Raw genomic sequence first — 17,006 nt, forward strand, 5'->3', positions numbered from 1 at the left:
CTCGGCGAGAGGCGAGGCCGGTGGGTGATCGTGGATACGGACCGCGCACTGCCGCGGATTCATGAACCACGGCGCACCTCCTGGCGCATCACGCGCCCTGTGGAGCGATCCGCGCATTTATATCGTACCACGATATACTTGACCCGAGCCTGTCCCCCGGGCAGATTGAGGGCGTGATCACATGCAGCCTGACACGATGGAAGACGGCCGGATGGCCGAGCCACTGACAAAGGCGGATTTCGAGGCGTTGGCCCGCTTCCGCTTCGGCATTCGTCGGTACTTGCGCTTCAGCGAGCAGGCCGTCCGTGGTCACGGGCTGACCCCCCAGCAGTACCAACTGCTGCTGGCGTTGAAGGGGTTTCCGGGCCGCGAATGGGCAACCATGACCGAGTTGGCCGACCGCCTCCAGTTGCGTCACCACAGCGTCGTGGAACTCGTCAACCGTGCGCAGGCCCAGAAGCTGGTCCGGCGGGCCCCCCACCCGACGGACGCCCGCGCCGTCCGGGTGGAACTGACGCCACACGGCGAGCGGGCCATGGCCCAGCTTGGTGCGCTGCACCGCGACGAACTTCGGCGCGTGCGCGCCGCTTTGACGCTGCCCGACTGGGGCGAACCCGCCGGCGATGAAGCATGACGCGCCGAGCTGTCAGAGTCCGCAGAATCTACGATCACCCCGCGGCCGAGGACGGCATCCGGGTCCTGGTCGACCGCGTGTGGCCCCGCGGGATCCGCAAGGAAGCGGCCGCCATCGACGAGTGGGCCAAAGACGTCGCACCGTCCACCGAACTCCGCAAGTGGTACGGCCATGTCCCGGACAGGTTCGCGCAGTTCGAGGCGCACTACCGCGACGAACTGGCAACACGGACCGCACGCACGGCGCTGGACCACCTGCGTACGCTGGCAGAACGCGACACTGTAACCCTGTTGACGGCGACCAGGGACGTGGACCACAGCCAGGCGGCAGTCCTGGCCCGGCTGCTGCAGGAGCCACGCTGACCATGCCGCTGCCCGGATAATCCGCAAGGCCGCGGCCCTACGAACCGGGGCGCTTGCTGATCTGCAGGCCGGGACGGCGCCGGTGGATGGTCAGGTAGGACAGTCCGGCGTAACCGGCGGCAATGCTGCGGGTCGAGCCGCGAGGAAGCCAGACGATGTTGCCATCGGCAAGCACTTCCTCGCCGTCGGGCGTACCGACGGTGCCGCGACCCGCGACGACGACGAGCACCACGTCGAGATCGGGCTCAGTGTGGGTGTCCACGCGCTGCCCGGCAGGCAGATGGACAAGGTTCGCGTCGAGCTGGCGCCCGGGCTCGGCGAGCGTCCACCGGGCACCCGACGGTACGGGCGAATGATCGACGAGTTCGTGCACGTCTACCAGGACCCGCACCGTCGGCTGCCCGGGCAGAGGGCCGGCTGGAACGGCCGGCGAGTCCTCAGGCATCCGCAGCGATCCGGCCGATCCGGACTCGCCATACTTCGGGTCCGGTCTGCAAGTAGTCCCAGCTGAAGGCGCCGCGGTGGATGGCTTCGAACTCCCGGCGTAATGGCTTGGGGTCGTGGCTGTTGACCAGGATGAACGCCTCTCCGGGAGCCAGGCGCGCATAGGAAGCGAAGACACGCGGGTGACGTCCGCCGCGCGCGATCTTCCGCACGTCGATGACCGTCGGCTGCTCCACCTGCTGACCCGCGAGATAGGCCCGAAGATCTGCAGCCAGCAGCAAGGGATCCACGTCAGGCAGACCGGCGAGCGCGGGAAGTAACACCGACTCCTCGATACGGAGGTGAACATCCAAGGTCGCCGCGATCATCACGCCGAACCTGGCCGCATCGACCGGGTCGGCAGCCGTCAATTCGTCGATCTGCGCATCGAGTGCTGCGGCCCCGACCCGGAGAGCATTGACCAGGAGCCGGGTCTCATCATCCCCGGAAGCGGGCGCATACAGGTCCCGATCCGCGGTGCCCAAGTACCGGCGCACCTCATGGAGACAGAAGTCCACCAACTCCGCCGAACGCGGCTGAGCAGGACCGGTACCTGGCTGCGCCGCAGTCACCTCCGCCAGGCCCGATCGCAACCGCTCGTGGGCCTCACGGACCGCGCCTTGGGCGATGACGTCCGGGTCGGTCTCGGTCGCCTGGATGAAGATCTCCGAAGCCGGCATGCTGCCACTCCCCTCACCTGGATGTTTTCAATAATTATTACATGTGATATTTGTAGTAATTACAAGCACCTGTGAGGGAGTCGGTTGTGACGTACGTGATCGCGTTGCCGTGCGTAGACCTCAAGGACCGCGCCTGCGTCGAGCAGTGCCCGGTCGATTGCATTTACGAAGGTGGGAGCTCCCTCTACTTCGACGACCTCGGCTCCCCTGGCGGAGCCTTCAAGATGGGTGTCGTGCCCCACGACCATGCCCTGATTGCCGCGCTGCCGCCGCAGGAATCAGCGAAGCTAACGCCATGACCAGAACCGACCACGTCGCCGGCGCAGACAAGCCACGCCGACAGGCTGTGCTCGAAGCCCTGCGAGCCTCCGACAATCCGCTGGGCATCACTGAACTCGCCGAACGGCTGGGGATCCACCCCAACACGGTCCGCTTCCACCTTGACGCGCTGGTGGCGCAAGGGCTGGTCGACCGCAGACTCGAGGAGCCGAGCGGGCGGGGCAGGCCGCGGACCGTGTACACACCACACCCCGGGATGGACCGTGGCGGGCAGCGCCAGTACCAACTACTGGCCAAGATCCTGCTCGGTCAGTTGTCCACGAGCCCCGATGCGGGCGCCGCCGCCGAGGCCGCAGGCCGCAGCTGGGGCGGCTATCTGGTCGAGCACGTCCCGCCTTCCCATCAGCCCGGCGTCGCCGAGGCCACTCAGCGGTTGACCGCGATGATGACCGACTTGGGATTTGCCCCGGAGCCCGACAGCGACACAGCTGGGCGCATCAGGTTGAGGCACTGCCCCTTCCTGGAGCTAGCGGAGGAATACTCGTCCACCTTGTGTCCGTTGCATCTCGGCCTGATGCAAGGTGCCCTCACCGAGATCCACGCACCGATCACTGCCACCAGCCTCGAGCCGTTCGCCGAGCCCGATGCCTGCATTGTTCACCTCTCCGCCACCCGCAGCCCCGGCGGGGGCACCCGCACGCCGCAACGCCGCAACAGGAGCACCTGATGTACCTCACCAGGATCGGCACCAACCCGCGGCGCCGGGCGCCCATCCCCGAAGGTCCGACGACGGAAGTTCTCGTGGCCGCCGAGACCTCCAGCCTGGCCGGCCGCGTAGGCCGCGGCCGGTCCTGATCACAACTCCCAGGAGAAGCAGTTTGAACGCCACTGCAACCGCCGCAGCAACAGCCACCGTCTTCGTCTGGCTTGGCATGGTGCTGGCGATCTCATTCCTCGAGGCTCCGCTCAAGTTCCGGGCGCCCGGCGTCACCATCCCGATAGGACTCGGCATCGGACGCATCGTGTTCCGGGCGCTCAACCGCGTCGAGGTCGCTCTGGCCTTGGTGACGCTTGCAGCGATCGCTGTGGAGCGGCCGTCCGGCGCGGCAATCGGCCTGACCGCGGGCATCGTCATCGTCCTCGCTGCGCAGCTCACCGTCGTCCGCCCGCAGCTCAACCGGCGCTCCGACCGCGTGCTGGCCGGAGAGAAGCTGCCCCGTTCGACCGTCCACGTCTACTACGTCGGCCTTGAGGCCGCCAAGGTCATCGCGCTGGTGGCGCTCGGCACCTACCTCTTGACGTCCGGCTGACACGCCGCCGTTAGACCAGGACGTGCGCGGCCAGCGGCACCGAGGTGTCCGCGAGCCGATCCGGGTCGACCGATCGCCTACTGCGGATCAGGTCCTCGACCGGCGCGATGCCGACGTCCCATCGGTTGACATGCATTCCCGCGACTACCTGGTCACCCGACAGCCAGAACGCATGGAACGCCTGCCCGTGAACGTCACCTCGGGTCACCAGTTGGTCATAGCCGCCCGGGCCGATCCAGCCGCAGAATTCCATCCCGACGTCATACTGGTCGGTGAAGAAGTACGGCAGCCGGTCATAGGCAACCTTCTGACCCAGCATCCCCTTGGCCGCGACCGGCGCTCCATGCAGCGCGTTGGCCCAGTGCTCGGTTCGGAGATGGGCACCGTAGAAGGGATGGTACGACTTCGCGACATCGCCCACCGCATAGATGTCCGGGTCCTGCGTGCACAGCGACTCGTCGACCACGATCCCGTTGTCGCAGCTGAGGTCCGCGCGTTCCGCAAGCTCGACGTTGGGGATCGCGCCGATTCCGACGACAACGGCCTCCGCCTCGAACCGGCCGGCGTCGGTCCGGACGCTGGTCACGCGATCGGCCCCGACGAACTCGGTCACGGTGTGACTCACCCGCAGGTCGACGCCGTTGCGCAGGTGCAGTCCGGCGAAGAACGCGCCCATCTCACTGCCGAGAGCAGCGAGCAGCGGCGCCGGCTGCGGATCGACGACTGTCACGTCGCAACCCGACTCCCGGGCTGCTGCCGCGGTTTCCAGACCGATCCACCCGGCACCCACGACGACGATCCGACCGCCGGCACCGAATGCCTCGCGTAACCGATCGGAATCTTCAGCTCGCCGTAGATGGTGCACGCCCTTGAGTTCCGATCCCGGCACCCGGAGATGGCGGGGCGACGCACCTGTTGCCAACAGCAACTTTGCGTAGCCGATCCGCTCTCCGGTGTCGAGCTCAACCTCGTGTGCTTCGCGGTCCACCAACGTGACGTGCCGGCCGAGCACCAACTCCACCGCATGCTCGGCGTACCAGCTCTCCTCGTGAACGTAGATCTTCGCCCGCTCGTCCTTGCCCAGCAGGTAGCCCTTTGACAATGGAGGTCGCTCGTAAGGCAACTCGGTCTCGTCGCCGACAAGGACGATCCGTCCTGCGAAACCCTCTTCCCGCAGAGTCTGGGCCGCCGTCGCTCCCGCCAGACTCGCACCGACGATGACGTAGGTGGACTGCTTGTTCATGATCACCTTTCTGAGTACCGGGCTCGCGTGCGATGTCAGGAGTTGTGTCGGGCCGGGGCGTACTTGACGGCCAGGCGCGACAGTGCGAGGGCGGCGATGAGGAGGCCGAAGTCGCGGAGCGCGACGTCGTAGAAGTCGGGGATGGTCAGCAGGTTGACGATGATGCCTGCGAGCCAGGCCGCGACAAGGAATCCGCCGTAGCGTGGAATCAGGGCGACGGCGATGCCGGCGACGATCTCGATGATTCCTACCGCGTACATGGCGTCTTGGCCGGAGCCGGGAACGATGTCGTTGATCCACGGGGCCAGGTAGCCGGGCCAATCGGTGAGCAGGTTGGCGAACTTGTCCAGGCCGAACAGGATCGGCGCCACCGTGAAGACCGTTCGCAGCAGCACGAACGCCTGGTACGCCGGATCGGACAACGCCTCCCGGCCTGGTGTCCGAGGCCTGTGCACATCACTTGTCATGACCCTCACTCCTTCTAAAGTAGACGTATTTTGACTTTAGAAGGAGTGAGGGTTTTCGTCAATGGGAGTTAGCTTTAGAATGTATGCCGTGGACGACACCAGGGATGCGCGGATCTTGGCGGTCGCCACGTTGGAGGAACCAACGCGGCGACGGCTGTACGACCACGTCGTACGGCAGACGGCCGCGGTGACCCGGGATGAGGCGGCCACGGCGCTGGGTCTGCCTCGTGCCACTGCCGCGTTCCATCTCGACCGGCTTGCCGAGGAGGGTCTCCTGGACGTGGTGTTCGAGCGTCGAACCGGCCGCTCCGGCCCCGGCGCCGGCCGGCCATCGAAGTTGTATCGGCGTTCGGACTGGCACGTAGAGGTATCCCTGCCGGAACATCGCTACGACCTGGCGGGACGGTTACTGGCGGCCGCCATCGAGGACGCCGAAGCCACCGGGGAGTCGCCACGAGATGCGCTCGGCCGACGCGCTCGCCAAGTGGGAAACGAACTCGCCGCCGCAGCCCACGATGCCGCCACTCCGCAAATCGGTCCCGATGTCGTGATGCGCATCCTCGAAGCGCACGGCTTCGAGCCCCGAGCCGACGAGGACGCGATCGTGCTCGGCAACTGTCCGTTCCACACGCTCGCCCAGCAGCACACTGACCTGGTCTGTGCGATGAACCTCTGCCTGCTCGACGGCCTCCTGGCAGGTCTCGATGCCACCCAACTGCAAGCCCACCTCAAGCCAGAGCCAGGCCAGTGCTGCGTCCGCATAGAGCCGGTTCCGACATCTGGCTGATGACCCGCCTGGAGACCAAGCGTCTGCGATATCGCCGGCCTGTTCCGGCAGCAACACCCCGGCCTTTACGTTTCCTCCTTCCCTTCGGTCTCGATACCGGCGTTCTCCTCCAGGTTCTCGACCCGGCCCTGGTCCTCGCCGGCGTCGAGCAGGTTGTCCTTCCCGGCGCGGTTGTGCGGGTACTCGGCCAGGGCGATGTCGGGGTGGTGGTAGTCGAAGGCGGGGCTCTCGGACCGGATCCGCGGCAGCGAGACGAAGTTGTGCCGCGGGGGCGGGGAACTGGTCGCCCACTCCAGCGAGCGGCCCCAGCCCCACGGGTCGTCCACGCCTACCAGCGGCGCCTTGCGCGACTTGTAGACGTTGTAGAGGAAGGGCAACGTGGAGGCGCCGAGAATGAACGCGCCGACGCTGGATACCTGGTTCAGCGTGGTGAAGCCCTCGTTCGCGCCGTACGACGCGTAGCGCCGCGGCATCCCTCCGACGCCCAGCCAGTGCTGCACCAGGAACGTGGTGTGGAAGCCGATGAACAGCAGCCAGAAATGGATCTTGCCGAGCTTCTCGTCAAGCATCCGGCCGGTCATCTTCGGCCACCAGAAGTAGAACCCGGCGAACATCGCGAACACCACCGTGCCGAACACGACGTAGTGGAAGTGCGCCACGACGAAGTAGGTGTCGGTGACCTGGTAGTCCAGGACCGGCGAGGCCAGGATCACCCCCGTCAGACCGCCGAACAGGAAGGTCGTCATGAACCCGAGCGACCACAGCATCGGCGTCTCCAACGTCACCGAGCCACCCCAGATCGTGCCGATCCAGTTGAAGAACTTCACCCCGGTCGGCACCGCGATCAGGAATGACATGAACGAGAAGAACGGCAGGCTGACCGCTCCGGTGACGAACATGTGATGCGCCCACACGGTGGCTGACAACGCCGCGATCGCGAGGGTGGCCCCGACCAGACCCATGTAGCCGAAGACCGGCTTGCGGCTGAACACCGGGAGAACCTCCGTCACGATGCCGAAGAACGGCAACGCGATGATGTAGACCTCGGGATGCCCGAAGAACCAGAACAGGTGCTGCCACAACAGTGGCCCGCCGTTGGCCGCGTCGAAGACGTGTGCTCCGAGGATCCTGTCGGCGGCGAGCATCAGCAGCGCGCCGGCCAGGATCGGGAACGCGATCAGGACGAGGATCGACGTGACCAGGATGTTCCAGGTGAAGATGGGCATCCGGAACATCGTCATCCCCGGTGCGCGCATGGTGATGATCGTGGTGACGAAGTTGACGCCACCGAGGATGGTGCCCAGACCGGCCATCCACAGGCCCAGGATCCACAGATCGCCGCCGACACCCGGCGAGCGGACCGCATTGGACAGCGGGGCATACCCGGTCCAGCCGAAGTCCGCCGCTCCTCCAGGGGTCAGAAATCCACTGAAGGCGATCAATCCACCGAAGAGAAACAGCCAGTAACTGAACATGTTGAGCCGCGGGAACGCCACATCCGGGGCGCCGATCTGGACCGGCATGATCACATTGGCGAAACCGACGAACAGCGGGGTCGCGAACAGCAGCAGCATGATCGTGCCGTGCATGGTGAAGAGCTGGTTGTAGACCTCTTCGTTCACGATCTGCAGACCCGGCCTGGCCAGCTCGGCCCGGATCAGCAGCGCCATCACGCCGCCGATCAGGAAGAACCCGAACGAGGTGATCAGATACAGCTGACCGATCAGCTTGTGATCGGTGGTAGTCAACCACTTCACGGCGACCGCACCAAAACGGCGGCGCGGAGGTGCAGCGGGTTGAGCGGATCCGACCCTGTGCGTCACTGACCACGGACGGTCCTGGTGGGCGCCGACATGAGTCAACTGCTCATTCAGCGAATCGTCGCCGGTTTGACTCGTCCCCACGGCCCGGGTCACCAGTTCGCCGGCGGGTCGCTGGCCGGGAACGAATCCTTGCCCCACACCTCGACGATGTCCGGCTGCTCAAGGTCATCGGGGTATCCGACCTCGACGGTGTGCCGGTCAGGTGGTGCGCCAAGCGGCGCGACCGGATCCAGATCTGTCATCGAAGCCTCCTCGTCGCAAACGGATCGCGGCGCCGCGATACCCCCCGCATCCGTCCCCGTACGATCCCAACGATGCCGTTCCGCACGAGGGCCAAGTAGGTGCCCTCCCGGCGAAGGTCAGGCTCCGTCGTTGCCGCGCGTCGGCAACCTCACGGAACAGGCCTTGTGGCGGCGCTCTGAATAGAGTGCGGCGTGTACGAGGCCGGGTCGGTTCGGCGACACTCGGGGCCGCGTTCTGTGAGAACGATGACCGCGCAGTCGACGGGCCGCTTGCTGCTGCTCAGCCTGCGGAGGTCACCTGCATCCGCTGGAGGTACGGTCACAATACGCTACGCGAGCAGGCGATGCGTGTCCTGGCCGCTGCGCCGTGCTCGATAGAGATGCCGGCTGGTACCGGCAAGACTCACCTACTCGGGACTGCCGCGGCCGTTGCAGCCGAGGGTGGACACAGATCGTTGCCGAGCTTCCCGACTGGACCCAGGCGGACGCCTACCTCGCCGGCGCTAGCAAGGTTGCACGGGCGACGGAGATCGCCGACATGCACTTGATCAGCTTCGATTACCTGTTCGTCGATGAGTACCAGGACTGCACACTCGTCCTGCATGAGTTCGTGCTCTCACTTGAAGGCGGCCGAGATCCTTGAACTCATCGCGGCGATACCTCGTCCCGTTGAGTGGCGCGGCGGCCCCGAGGTATCTCGCGACACCTCGGGGCCAGCAGCCATGAGCGTTCTTCAGCAGTCTCCGCTCACTGGTCTGCAGCGCACGGGCCGAGCGGGCGGTGGATGCTATCGATCCACGACGTTGACGACGGCTGTCGGCTTCACCGACGTACCAGCTGCGACACCGTGGACCGTGAACCAGCCCTTGGTTGCCACCATGTCCGAGGTAACCGGATCCCAGGTCACGCCGACCGAGCCGGTGGTGCCGTCGCTGTAGACCGCCTCAGTCTGCGCAGGCAGGGTCGGGAGCTCGCCGACCTTTGTGTCGACCGCGATCGAGGTGAAGTCGACGATGGTCTTCGCTTTCCGCACCTCGAACACACCGAACTCGGCCAGACCGCACTCGGCCCCACTTGGGTTGCTGTAGGCGTTGCCGGGGTCGATGGTGAACTTGATCCAGCGTGTCTTGACCGGAGTGTCGAGCGTCACGATGTTGTCCGACTGGCCGTCCCATTGGATGCCGGTCACCTTCTTGCTGCCTCCTTCCCACTCCAGCACGCCCTCCACGATCTTGTTGACCTCGTGGCCGCGATCGACGAGGTTGACGCGGTCGATCTCCACGGGCGCTGGGAACTGGAGCTTGATCCACGGGGTCCGGTCCGCCTGCTTCGCGGCCCAGGAGGTCGCCTTGTTTCCGTCCGTCGCCTTCGTCCCGAGGTAGCGGTCGTCCTGGTTGTTGCCGTCCGGAACCCCGTTGCGGTCGCGAACCGACGAGACTGTGACCGTGGCCGAGCTCGCGATGTTGTCGGCCAGCGTCGTGATGGCGCCCGGGTTGGACTCGACCGCCACGCCGTCCAGCGTGACGACGGCCTTCGCGGTGGCCTGGAACGGGCCGGCGATCGGTTGCTTCAACACGATGGTGTTGCTGCCCGGCACGGCTCCCAGTCTGCTGTCACTGAACACGTACTCGATCTTCGCCTTTGACAGGTTCGCCTTCTCGCCGGTGTTCAGAGTTCCCTCGATCGTGCCGACGATCGGCTCATCGGCCTTGATGGTGCTGCTGCTCAGCGCAAGCTTCACCCGTTCCAGGAATGCGGGGAACGACATCCGTCGGTCCGCATCCACGTCGACGTAGAAGTAGTCGGCGGCACGGTACCCGGCGAGCTCCGCAGTGACGCTGATCCGTGCTCTTCCGGACCCGGCCGACGAGATGACCCGGTCTGCGCCGACGGCCACCACGGACGGATTGTCACTGGTGACGGTGACCTCCGCGTTTCGCAGGTCGAGAGGTTCGCCCTGGAAGGAGTAGCCCTTGAGGTCGATCGTTGCCGTCCGGCCGTCGGTGCCGGCCCTCGGGTCGGCGGTGAGGCTGCCCAGCGCGGTCAGATCTCGTAGCGAGAAGATCTGGGCTTCCATGATGTCGATCGGGCTGCCGTCTTGGCCACCACCCGGGAAGGAGATCCTCACGTAGCGCGCGGGAACGCTCGGCCGCGCCGGATCAACTGGATAGTTGTAGTACAAGCCTTCCTGCTCCCAGCCGTACAAGGTCGTGTCACTGCGCGGAACAGCCAACGTATTCCGCGACGTCGGCAACCCGGCGCCGGACATGGTGTTCGTCTCGTGCCCGGCGGTCCAGTGCGACCCATCGGTGCTGTACTCGATCTTCACCTTCTTCGGCACGTGGTAGTACGTGACGTTGTCGGCGTTCGGCATGTGGTGGTTGAAGAACAGGTTGATCCGCGAGAGGTCCTGCATCTTGCCCAGGTCGTAGGTCATGCTCGGATTCTCGGCACCCGCCGGCGCCGACCACTTCGCGATGTTCCCGCCGGTCGCGTCGTTGATCGTCCCGTCGGACAGCAGCCGGGCGTGCGCGGTGTCGCTGGTCGTCTTCGGCGTGATTCCGGCTGCGACGTTGGCGTCCGGAATCAGGGTGATGTAGTTCCGGGTCGAGGTGTAGGTCTTCCCGGCTACCGTGACGTCGGCCCAGTAGCTGTACATCGTGGAGGCGGAAACCTTGCCGATGAACCGCATCCTGTTGCCTTCGACAACGAACGGAGACTCGTCGGCCGGGATCTCGGTGACCACGACCTTCCCCGCGGCGTTGTCACGCCTGCCGTCGACCGTCGCGTAGTGGAACTTGACGTCGGTGGCATCGAGAATGTCGATCTCGCCGCCCTTGCGGGTGAAGCCCTTGAACGCCACCGGTACGTCCTTGTCGGTCGCGAACTGTCCCCAGAACAGCATGCCGTTCGTCAACAGATTCACGCCGACGAGTGGCAGCGCGGCCGAGACCGCGCGGCCCCGCACCTGGACCGGGTACGTGTCGGTCATGACCTGCGGAGGATTCACCCCGTCGTCGTACGTCGCCGTCACGGTGATCGTCGCAGCGCCGTCCCCAACGGCCGTGACCAGACCCGTTGCCGCGCTCACAGCAGCGACGCGCTCGTTGCTGCTGGTGTACTTGAGCTTCGCGGGCGCCAGAACGTTGGTGTAGTCGTTCATGTAGCTCTCGGCCCGCAACTGCAGGCTGCTGGTGGCAGTCTGGCTGCTGAAGAGCTTGACTCCCGTCATCTTGTACTTTCTCACCGGACTCTCGGTCCGGATCTTGATGATGGTGTCGATGGGGTCCGCCGTGACATCGGACGTGTCGATCGTGACGTAGTACTTGCCGTTCGTCTTCTCGGTGGTGAACGGCAGTGAGGTGCCCTTGTTCAGCCACTGCACCTGGTCGACCGGATAGTCGAAGGGACCGATGTGGCTCATCACCGGCTGGCCGGCGAAGCCTGCCTTCGCGGTCCCCTGGATCTGGTTCTTGATCATGTGCAGGTAGACGTACTGGTCACGGGACATGGCGTAGCCCCAGTCGGGACCCTGACCGTGGGCGATCGCCTTCTGCGGGTCGGTGTACCAGCCGGGCTTCAGCGCGTAGTCCATGGTGTACGGCGTGGTGCCGTACATCGACTCGCGCAGATCGGGGCCGTGCCCGTTGTTCATCCACTTCACGATCGACGCTCGCATATCCGACAGTTGCTGCGAGGAGATCGGGACCATCGAGAAGATGTTCGTGTTGTCCAGATTGCTGCTCAGGTTGTCCATGCCGCGCGTCACAGTGATCGACGAGTCGTAGTTCATGACGTAGCCGTGGCCGTACTGGTTGATCAGCTCCTTCGTCGCCTCGCCCCAATCGTCACGTTCGTTGCCCTTGGCGTACTGCGTCCAGATGTCGAGCGCCGTCGTGTACGGGTCGTTCCATTCCTCGTGGGCGACCTTTCTGCCCTGCGGCAGGATCCCGGTGCGCCAGCCACCCCCGTTGTAGGGCTCGCTGTTCCAGAACGGACGCTCGTGCAAAGTGATGTCCTGGTCGCCGGTCTGCGCATTCGGGTTCGCATCGATCAGCACCCGGTCGTTGTAGTTGCGCGCCGAGCTCCACGCCACATCGATGTTCGAGTAGCTCTCCGGGCCGCCGTCGGCGAAGACGTACCAAGGGTCGTAGCGTGCGACCAGACCCTGGATGTCGCTCTCGAGGATCTCGCGCCCTTCGTACAGCGACGACACATACACGCCGAACTTCAAGCCGTAACGCTCGGCGGCCTCTTTGGCCTGCTGCACGCGGTCCTTGACCTGCCAGCTGCCGTCAACGGCCTGGAACAGGGCATTGTACTTGTACAGCTTGTTGGAGTTGTCCGGCGTCAGGTTCGCGTTCGGCGACGGCCAGTAGTAGATGGTGTTCTGCAGGCTCTCGGTCGAGAGCATGGTCATGCCCATCTCCTTGGCCGTCTGGGCCCAGTCGTCATAGTTGAAGTTCGGGTCGTACAGGTTCGGCATCGTGCCTGTGGTGTGCGACAGGGCCGACATCTTGCCGTCGATGAACCAGTTGACCGGGTTCGTCTTGACCGTGATCGTGTACGGCTTCGTCGTCGTGGAACCGTTGGCGTCGGTCACCTTCACAGTGAAGGTGTAGTCCTTCTGCGAGGCGCCGTTGGCGCCCTTCGCTACCGTGCCGTCGATGTGGCCGTCCGACGCCAGCGTCAGACCGGGCGGCAACTGGCCGCCGGCGACCGTCCAGGAGTAGCCGGGGCTTCCGCCGGCCGCCTGGAACGCGAAGGGAGATGCCTGCGGGGCGATGCTCGACGTGTTCCGGTTGCCGTCGATCGTTGCCACCATCCCGACGTACGGATTCTCGTCGTAGGCGTACGGCAGCACGTTGGACGGGTAGTCGTTCGCCGGGACATCCGCGTTGCGTGCCTCGAATGCACTCCGATCGACGCTCAGGCCCTTGGTGACGATGGCGAGCTGATTGCCGGTCACGTTCGGCCCGGTGACCGAGTACGTGAGCCCCGGAACAGTATTGCCGACGTCGTCGCTGATCCTCGTGTAGAAACCGAGGAAGTTCTTGTTCGAACCGGGGTTCTTGTGCTGGATCTCGAGGAGCAGCTTGTTCCAGCCCTGGTTCAGCTGGACCGGGTACTGCGTACCCTGCTTGCTGACCCGACCGACAACACGGTCCTGTCGTCCGACCTCAGCATCGTTGGCGAACAGCCGGTACAGACCCGATCCACCCACCTGCCACTGCACACTTCGCGCGACCGGACTGTAGACGTAACTCGCCGCCGCCACCCACTTGTCGACGGTCGACTCTCCACGCTTGACGTCGAAGTAGCCCATCAAGTCGTTGTAGTCGTCGTAGTTCCGGTTGAAGATCCGGTCGTCGAAGTACTGCCAGCTGGACGTCTCCTTGCCGATCGCCTCAGCCTCAGTAAACGGACCGGACACCACCCACTGGTTCAGGTACGGCGCTGTCCCTGATGTCTGCGCCGCACGCGCCTGCGGCTGGGCCAGAACGCTGCTGCCCGCCGCCAGGGCGAGCGCGGTGACGGTCGCGAGTACGCCGTACCGGATCCTTCGAAATCTCTTCACGCTACCTCCTTCGAATCAGTCGTGATCAGGCCTTGACGCTTCCGGCCGACAGGCCGGCTCGCCAGTAGCGCTGCAGCGCCAGAAATGCGATGACCAGGGGAATCGCCGAGATCAGCGATCCGGTCACCACGAGGTCGTACCAGGGCTGGTCACGCAACTGGCTGTTCCAGAAGAACAGACCCAGCGTGAGCGGCCAGAGCTTGTCGTCGGCAAGCATCATGAGTGGCAGGAAGAAGTTGTTCCAGATCCCGACGAACTGGAACAGGAAGATCGTGACGAGTGCCGGAGACATCAACCGGACGGCGACAGTGAAGAAGATCCGCAGTTCGCCCGCACCATCCACCCGGGCCGCATCGATGAGTTCGTCGGGAACGGAGGCCGCGGCGTAGACCCGGGCAAGGTAGACCCCGAACGGGGTGACGATGCTCGGGATCAGCACCGACCAGTACGAGTTGACGATTCCGGCCGACGAGGCCAGCAGGTACAGCGGCAGTGCGAGCAAGGGCGGCGGGATCAGGACCGCCCCGATGATCACCGCGAAGAGAGCTTCCTGCCCCCTGAACGGATGCTTCGCCAACGCGTAGCCGGCCATCGCTGCCAGCAGCGTGGCCAGGACGGCACCGCCCCCGGAGTACAGCGCGCTGTTCAGGATCCACCGGGCGAAGACACCGTCGCCGTGCTGCAAGACCTTGGCCAGATTGTCGGTGACATGGAGACCTGAGCCGAACCAGAATCCGTTGGAGCCGAACAGGTCGCCGCTGGATTTCGTCGCCGACACGAACAGCCACCACACAGGCAGCAGAAAGTACCCGGCGACGGCCAGGAGCAACACGGTGATGCTCAGCCGCGCCGCGGGTGTTCCCGGCGAACTCGGCGCGCCGCTCATGAAGATCCTCGATTGCTCAGGCGCAGGAAGCCATAGGACAAGACGAACGTCGCCACGGCGAGAACCACCGCGATGGCCGCTGCGAAGTTGTAGTCGTTGAGCCCGAACGCCGCCTGGTAGGACAGCATCACCGGGGTGTAGCTGTTACTGATCGCCGACGTCATCGGCCGGAGGACCATCGGCTCGCCGAACAGCTGCAAAGAGCCGATGATCGAGAAGACGCCGGTCAGCGTCAGCGCCGGCCGCAGCAGCGGGATCTTGATGTACCACGCGATCCGTAGCCCGGAGCAACCATCGACCTCGGCGGCCTCGAAGAGCTCGCGGGGGATCGACTGCAACGCTGTGTAGAGGATCAGCATGTTGTACCCGGTCCAGGACCAGGTCACGATGTTCCCGATCGAGAACAGGATCGTGTCGGCGGAGAGAAAGTCGATCTCCAGACCCGCTTTGGCGCCGAGGCCGACCAGCGGGCTGATGCCGGGCACGTAGAGGAACGACCACAAGACTGCGGCGATGACTCCCGGGATCGCGAACGGCAGGAAGTACGCCAGCCGGAAGAACCGCCCGAACCGGGACGCCCGGGAGTCCAGCACCAGCGCCAGAACCAACGCGAGACCGAGCATGACCGGCACCTGCACCAGGCCGAACACCGCCGTCCGCCCGACCCCGGCGACGAACGCGCTGTCGGCGAACACCCGCGCATAGTTGCCCAGTCCAACGAACACGGTCTTCGGCGGTCCGAGCCCCAGGCCGGAGCGCTGCAGCCGGAACACGCTCTGGTAGAGGGCGTAGCCGATCGGGATCACAAAGACGGCAACGAAGAAGACGGTGAACGGAGCGAGCAGCAGGCCTGCGGTCCGGTTGCGCTGGGCGGCCAGCCTGCTGCTCTGCCGGGTCATACTGGTCATTCGTGGACCTCGAGGCCCTTCGACTTCATCGCAGCGGCAGTCTTGGACTGGAGCACGTCCAACGCCGCCGGTAGCGTGCTCTTCCCCGCGTAGGCGTTTCCGAGTGCTTCACCCAGGTCGGCGCCGAGCTGCGACTGCGTCGGTCCCCACTGCCAACTCGTGTCGGTGTTCTGAGCGGCCGTGGCGAAGACCTTGAAGATGTTCTCGCCGCCGTAGTACTCGACGCCCTTGTTCACCTCGGGCAGTTCGAGTCCAGCCGTCGCGGCGGGGTAGATTCCGGTCACGTTGATCAGGTTCTTCAGGCTGCCGGCGTCGGTGCTCATCCAGGTCGCGAACTCAACCGCTTCCTTCTTGTTCTTGCAGCCCTTCAGTACTGCGGTGCTGGACCCGCCTTCGTTGCCGAACTTGGTCTCACCGGCTGCCCACTGTGGCAGCGGGGCGACACCGAACTTGCCCTTCGCAGCGGGAGCGTTCTGCGCGATGAGCGGGTACAGCCACACGGCGCCGATCGCGGTCGCGGTCTTTCCGGACTGCAGCGAGCTCCACCAGGCCGCGCTGTAGCCCTCGTCGGTGGTGTTGACCAGCTTCTTGTCCACCAGCCCCTGCCAGTAGTCGGCAACCTCCTTCGTTTCCGGGTCGTTGATGGTGACCTTCCAGGAGTCCCCCTCGGTGCCGAACCACTTGGCGCCCTTCTGCCAGGCCAAGCCGGGCAGACCGGTGGCCTTGAGGTTCACGATGGATGCCTTCGGGTCGGCCTGGTGGAGCTTCTCGGCCGCCTTCGCGTACTCGTCCCAGGTCGTGGGCACCGGAATGCCGTACTTCTGGAAGACGTCCTTGCGGTAGTAGAGCGCCATCGGGCCGGTGTCCACGGGGATGCCGTACGTCGTGCCCGCGACGCTGACCTGGTTCCACGTCCACGGGACGAACTGTCCCTTGGCGCCCTCGGCCTGGGTGGTGACATCCTCGAGTGCGCCCTCGAGCAGGAACGTGGGCACGGACTCGAAGCCGACCTGTGCGAGGCACGGGGCGTTGCCTGCCTTCACCGCCGAGAACATCTTGTCGTAGCCGCCCTGGCCGCCGGACGGCAGCTTGTTGAACATCACCTGGATGTCCTTGTGCGTGGCGTTGAACAACTCCACCGACTTGTCGTAGCCGGGCGCCCAGCCCCAGAACTCCAGCTTGACCGGTCCGCTGGAGGCCGCCGGCTCGTCCTTGCTCCCTCCGCCACACCCCGTCAGTACCAACGGCAACGCCAGTAGAGCTGCCGCGACTCTCGCGATCATGCGGCGCCGCCCGAATCCTGTCCTGTCCACTGCTGTCTTCC

The 17,006-nt window shown here is 65.2% G+C and carries 17 protein-coding genes; 7 read left to right on the plus strand and 10 right to left on the minus strand.

The features are described 5' to 3' along the window. The first annotated feature begins 196 nt into the window (after positions 1 to 196). Both ACGFIF_RS36770 and ACGFIF_RS36775 read left to right on the plus strand, forming a co-directional pair. The gene (locus ACGFIF_RS36770) at positions 197 to 634 is read left to right on the plus strand and encodes a MarR family winged helix-turn-helix transcriptional regulator (RefSeq protein WP_393161010.1); all 438 of its coding nucleotides are present in this window, start codon (positions 197 to 199) and stop codon (positions 632 to 634) included. Further along, the gene (locus tag ACGFIF_RS36775) at positions 631 to 996 is read left to right on the plus strand and encodes a DUF488 domain-containing protein (RefSeq protein WP_393161012.1); all 366 of its coding nucleotides are present in this window, start codon (positions 631 to 633) and stop codon (positions 994 to 996) included. The genes ACGFIF_RS36770 and ACGFIF_RS36775 overlap by 4 nt, the downstream gene beginning before the upstream one ends. A gap of 37 nt (positions 997 to 1,033) precedes the next feature. Here the strand turns inward: ACGFIF_RS36775 and ACGFIF_RS36780 are convergent, their stop codons facing one another. Both ACGFIF_RS36780 and ACGFIF_RS36785 read right to left on the minus strand, forming a co-directional pair. Then, entirely contained in the window at positions 1,034 to 1,387 is a 354-nt protein-coding gene (locus tag ACGFIF_RS36780) for a hypothetical protein (RefSeq protein ID WP_393161014.1), read from the minus strand. A gap of 46 nt (positions 1,388 to 1,433) precedes the next feature. Next, positions 1,434 to 2,159 (minus strand): DUF2249 domain-containing protein, encoded by a 726-nt coding sequence (locus ACGFIF_RS36785; RefSeq protein ID WP_393161016.1) that lies wholly within the window; start codon positions 2,157 to 2,159, stop codon positions 1,434 to 1,436. 86 nt (positions 2,160 to 2,245) lie between these two features. Here ACGFIF_RS36785 and ACGFIF_RS36790 point away from each other — a divergent pair, with 86 nt between their 5' ends. The 4 genes from ACGFIF_RS36790 to ACGFIF_RS36805 are packed head-to-tail and all read left to right on the plus strand — an operon-like array spanning position 2,246 to position 3,748. Next, positions 2,246 to 2,458, plus strand: a complete 213-nt coding sequence (locus tag ACGFIF_RS36790) for a hypothetical protein (protein ID WP_393161018.1) — start codon at positions 2,246 to 2,248, stop codon at positions 2,456 to 2,458. Then, positions 2,455 to 3,165: a helix-turn-helix transcriptional regulator gene (locus ACGFIF_RS36795; RefSeq protein WP_393161020.1), complete on the plus strand. Its 711-nt coding sequence runs from the start codon at positions 2,455 to 2,457 to the stop codon at positions 3,163 to 3,165. Before ACGFIF_RS36790 ends, ACGFIF_RS36795 begins: the two co-directional genes overlap by 4 nt. Further along, a complete protein-coding gene (locus ACGFIF_RS36800; RefSeq protein WP_393161022.1) occupies positions 3,165 to 3,293 on the plus strand; it encodes a hypothetical protein in 129 nt (42 codons plus the stop codon). The genes ACGFIF_RS36795 and ACGFIF_RS36800 overlap by 1 nt, the downstream gene beginning before the upstream one ends. 23 nt (positions 3,294 to 3,316) lie before the next feature. Then, a complete protein-coding gene (locus tag ACGFIF_RS36805) occupies positions 3,317 to 3,748 on the plus strand; it encodes a hypothetical protein (RefSeq protein ID WP_393161024.1) in 432 nt (143 codons plus the stop codon). Between the two features lie 10 nt (positions 3,749 to 3,758). Here the strand turns inward: ACGFIF_RS36805 and ACGFIF_RS36810 are convergent, their stop codons facing one another. Together ACGFIF_RS36810 and ACGFIF_RS36815 are read right to left on the minus strand one after the other, a co-directional pair. Continuing rightward, on the minus strand, positions 3,759 to 4,991 hold the full coding sequence (locus ACGFIF_RS36810) for an NAD(P)/FAD-dependent oxidoreductase (RefSeq protein WP_393161026.1): 1,233 nt from the start codon (positions 4,989 to 4,991) through the stop codon (positions 3,759 to 3,761). A 35-nt stretch (positions 4,992 to 5,026) separates the two neighbouring features. Continuing rightward, positions 5,027 to 5,458 (minus strand): hypothetical protein, encoded by a 432-nt coding sequence (locus ACGFIF_RS36815; protein ID WP_393161028.1) that lies wholly within the window; start codon positions 5,456 to 5,458, stop codon positions 5,027 to 5,029. Between the two features lie 88 nt (positions 5,459 to 5,546). On the opposite strand from ACGFIF_RS36815, the gene ACGFIF_RS36820 reads away from it, so the two are divergent. Continuing rightward, on the plus strand, positions 5,547 to 6,245 hold the full coding sequence (locus tag ACGFIF_RS36820) for a helix-turn-helix transcriptional regulator (RefSeq protein WP_393161030.1): 699 nt from the start codon (positions 5,547 to 5,549) through the stop codon (positions 6,243 to 6,245). A gap of 65 nt (positions 6,246 to 6,310) precedes the next feature. Here ACGFIF_RS36820 and ctaD read toward each other — a convergent pair whose 3' ends face one another. The 6 genes from ctaD to ACGFIF_RS36850 form a co-directional block, all read right to left on the minus strand. Next, positions 6,311 to 8,002, minus strand: a complete 1,692-nt coding sequence (gene ctaD / locus ACGFIF_RS36825; RefSeq protein ID WP_393161032.1) for a cytochrome c oxidase subunit I — start codon at positions 8,000 to 8,002, stop codon at positions 6,311 to 6,313. Between the two features lie 155 nt (positions 8,003 to 8,157). Beyond that, positions 8,158 to 8,310, minus strand: a complete 153-nt coding sequence (locus ACGFIF_RS36830; protein WP_393161034.1) for a hypothetical protein — start codon at positions 8,308 to 8,310, stop codon at positions 8,158 to 8,160. Between the two features lie 787 nt (positions 8,311 to 9,097). After that, positions 9,098 to 13,888 (minus strand): discoidin domain-containing protein, encoded by a 4,791-nt coding sequence (locus ACGFIF_RS36835; protein WP_393161036.1) that lies wholly within the window; start codon positions 13,886 to 13,888, stop codon positions 9,098 to 9,100. A 25-nt stretch (positions 13,889 to 13,913) separates the two neighbouring features. Then, positions 13,914 to 14,774 (minus strand): carbohydrate ABC transporter permease, encoded by an 861-nt coding sequence (locus ACGFIF_RS36840; protein ID WP_393161038.1) that lies wholly within the window; start codon positions 14,772 to 14,774, stop codon positions 13,914 to 13,916. Next, complete coding sequence (locus ACGFIF_RS36845; RefSeq protein WP_393161041.1) at positions 14,771 to 15,682, minus strand: carbohydrate ABC transporter permease; 912 nt, start codon at positions 15,680 to 15,682, stop codon at positions 14,771 to 14,773. The genes ACGFIF_RS36840 and ACGFIF_RS36845 overlap by 4 nt, the downstream gene beginning before the upstream one ends. Further along, on the minus strand, positions 15,679 to 16,965 hold the full coding sequence (locus ACGFIF_RS36850) for an ABC transporter substrate-binding protein (protein ID WP_393161043.1): 1,287 nt from the start codon (positions 16,963 to 16,965) through the stop codon (positions 15,679 to 15,681). Before ACGFIF_RS36850 ends, ACGFIF_RS36845 begins: the two co-directional genes overlap by 4 nt. Positions 16,966 to 17,006 lie beyond the last annotated feature (41 nt).

This window comes from Kribbella sp. NPDC049174 (genome assembly GCF_043197365.1).
Classification (GTDB): domain Bacteria; phylum Actinomycetota; class Actinomycetes; order Propionibacteriales; family Kribbellaceae; genus Kribbella.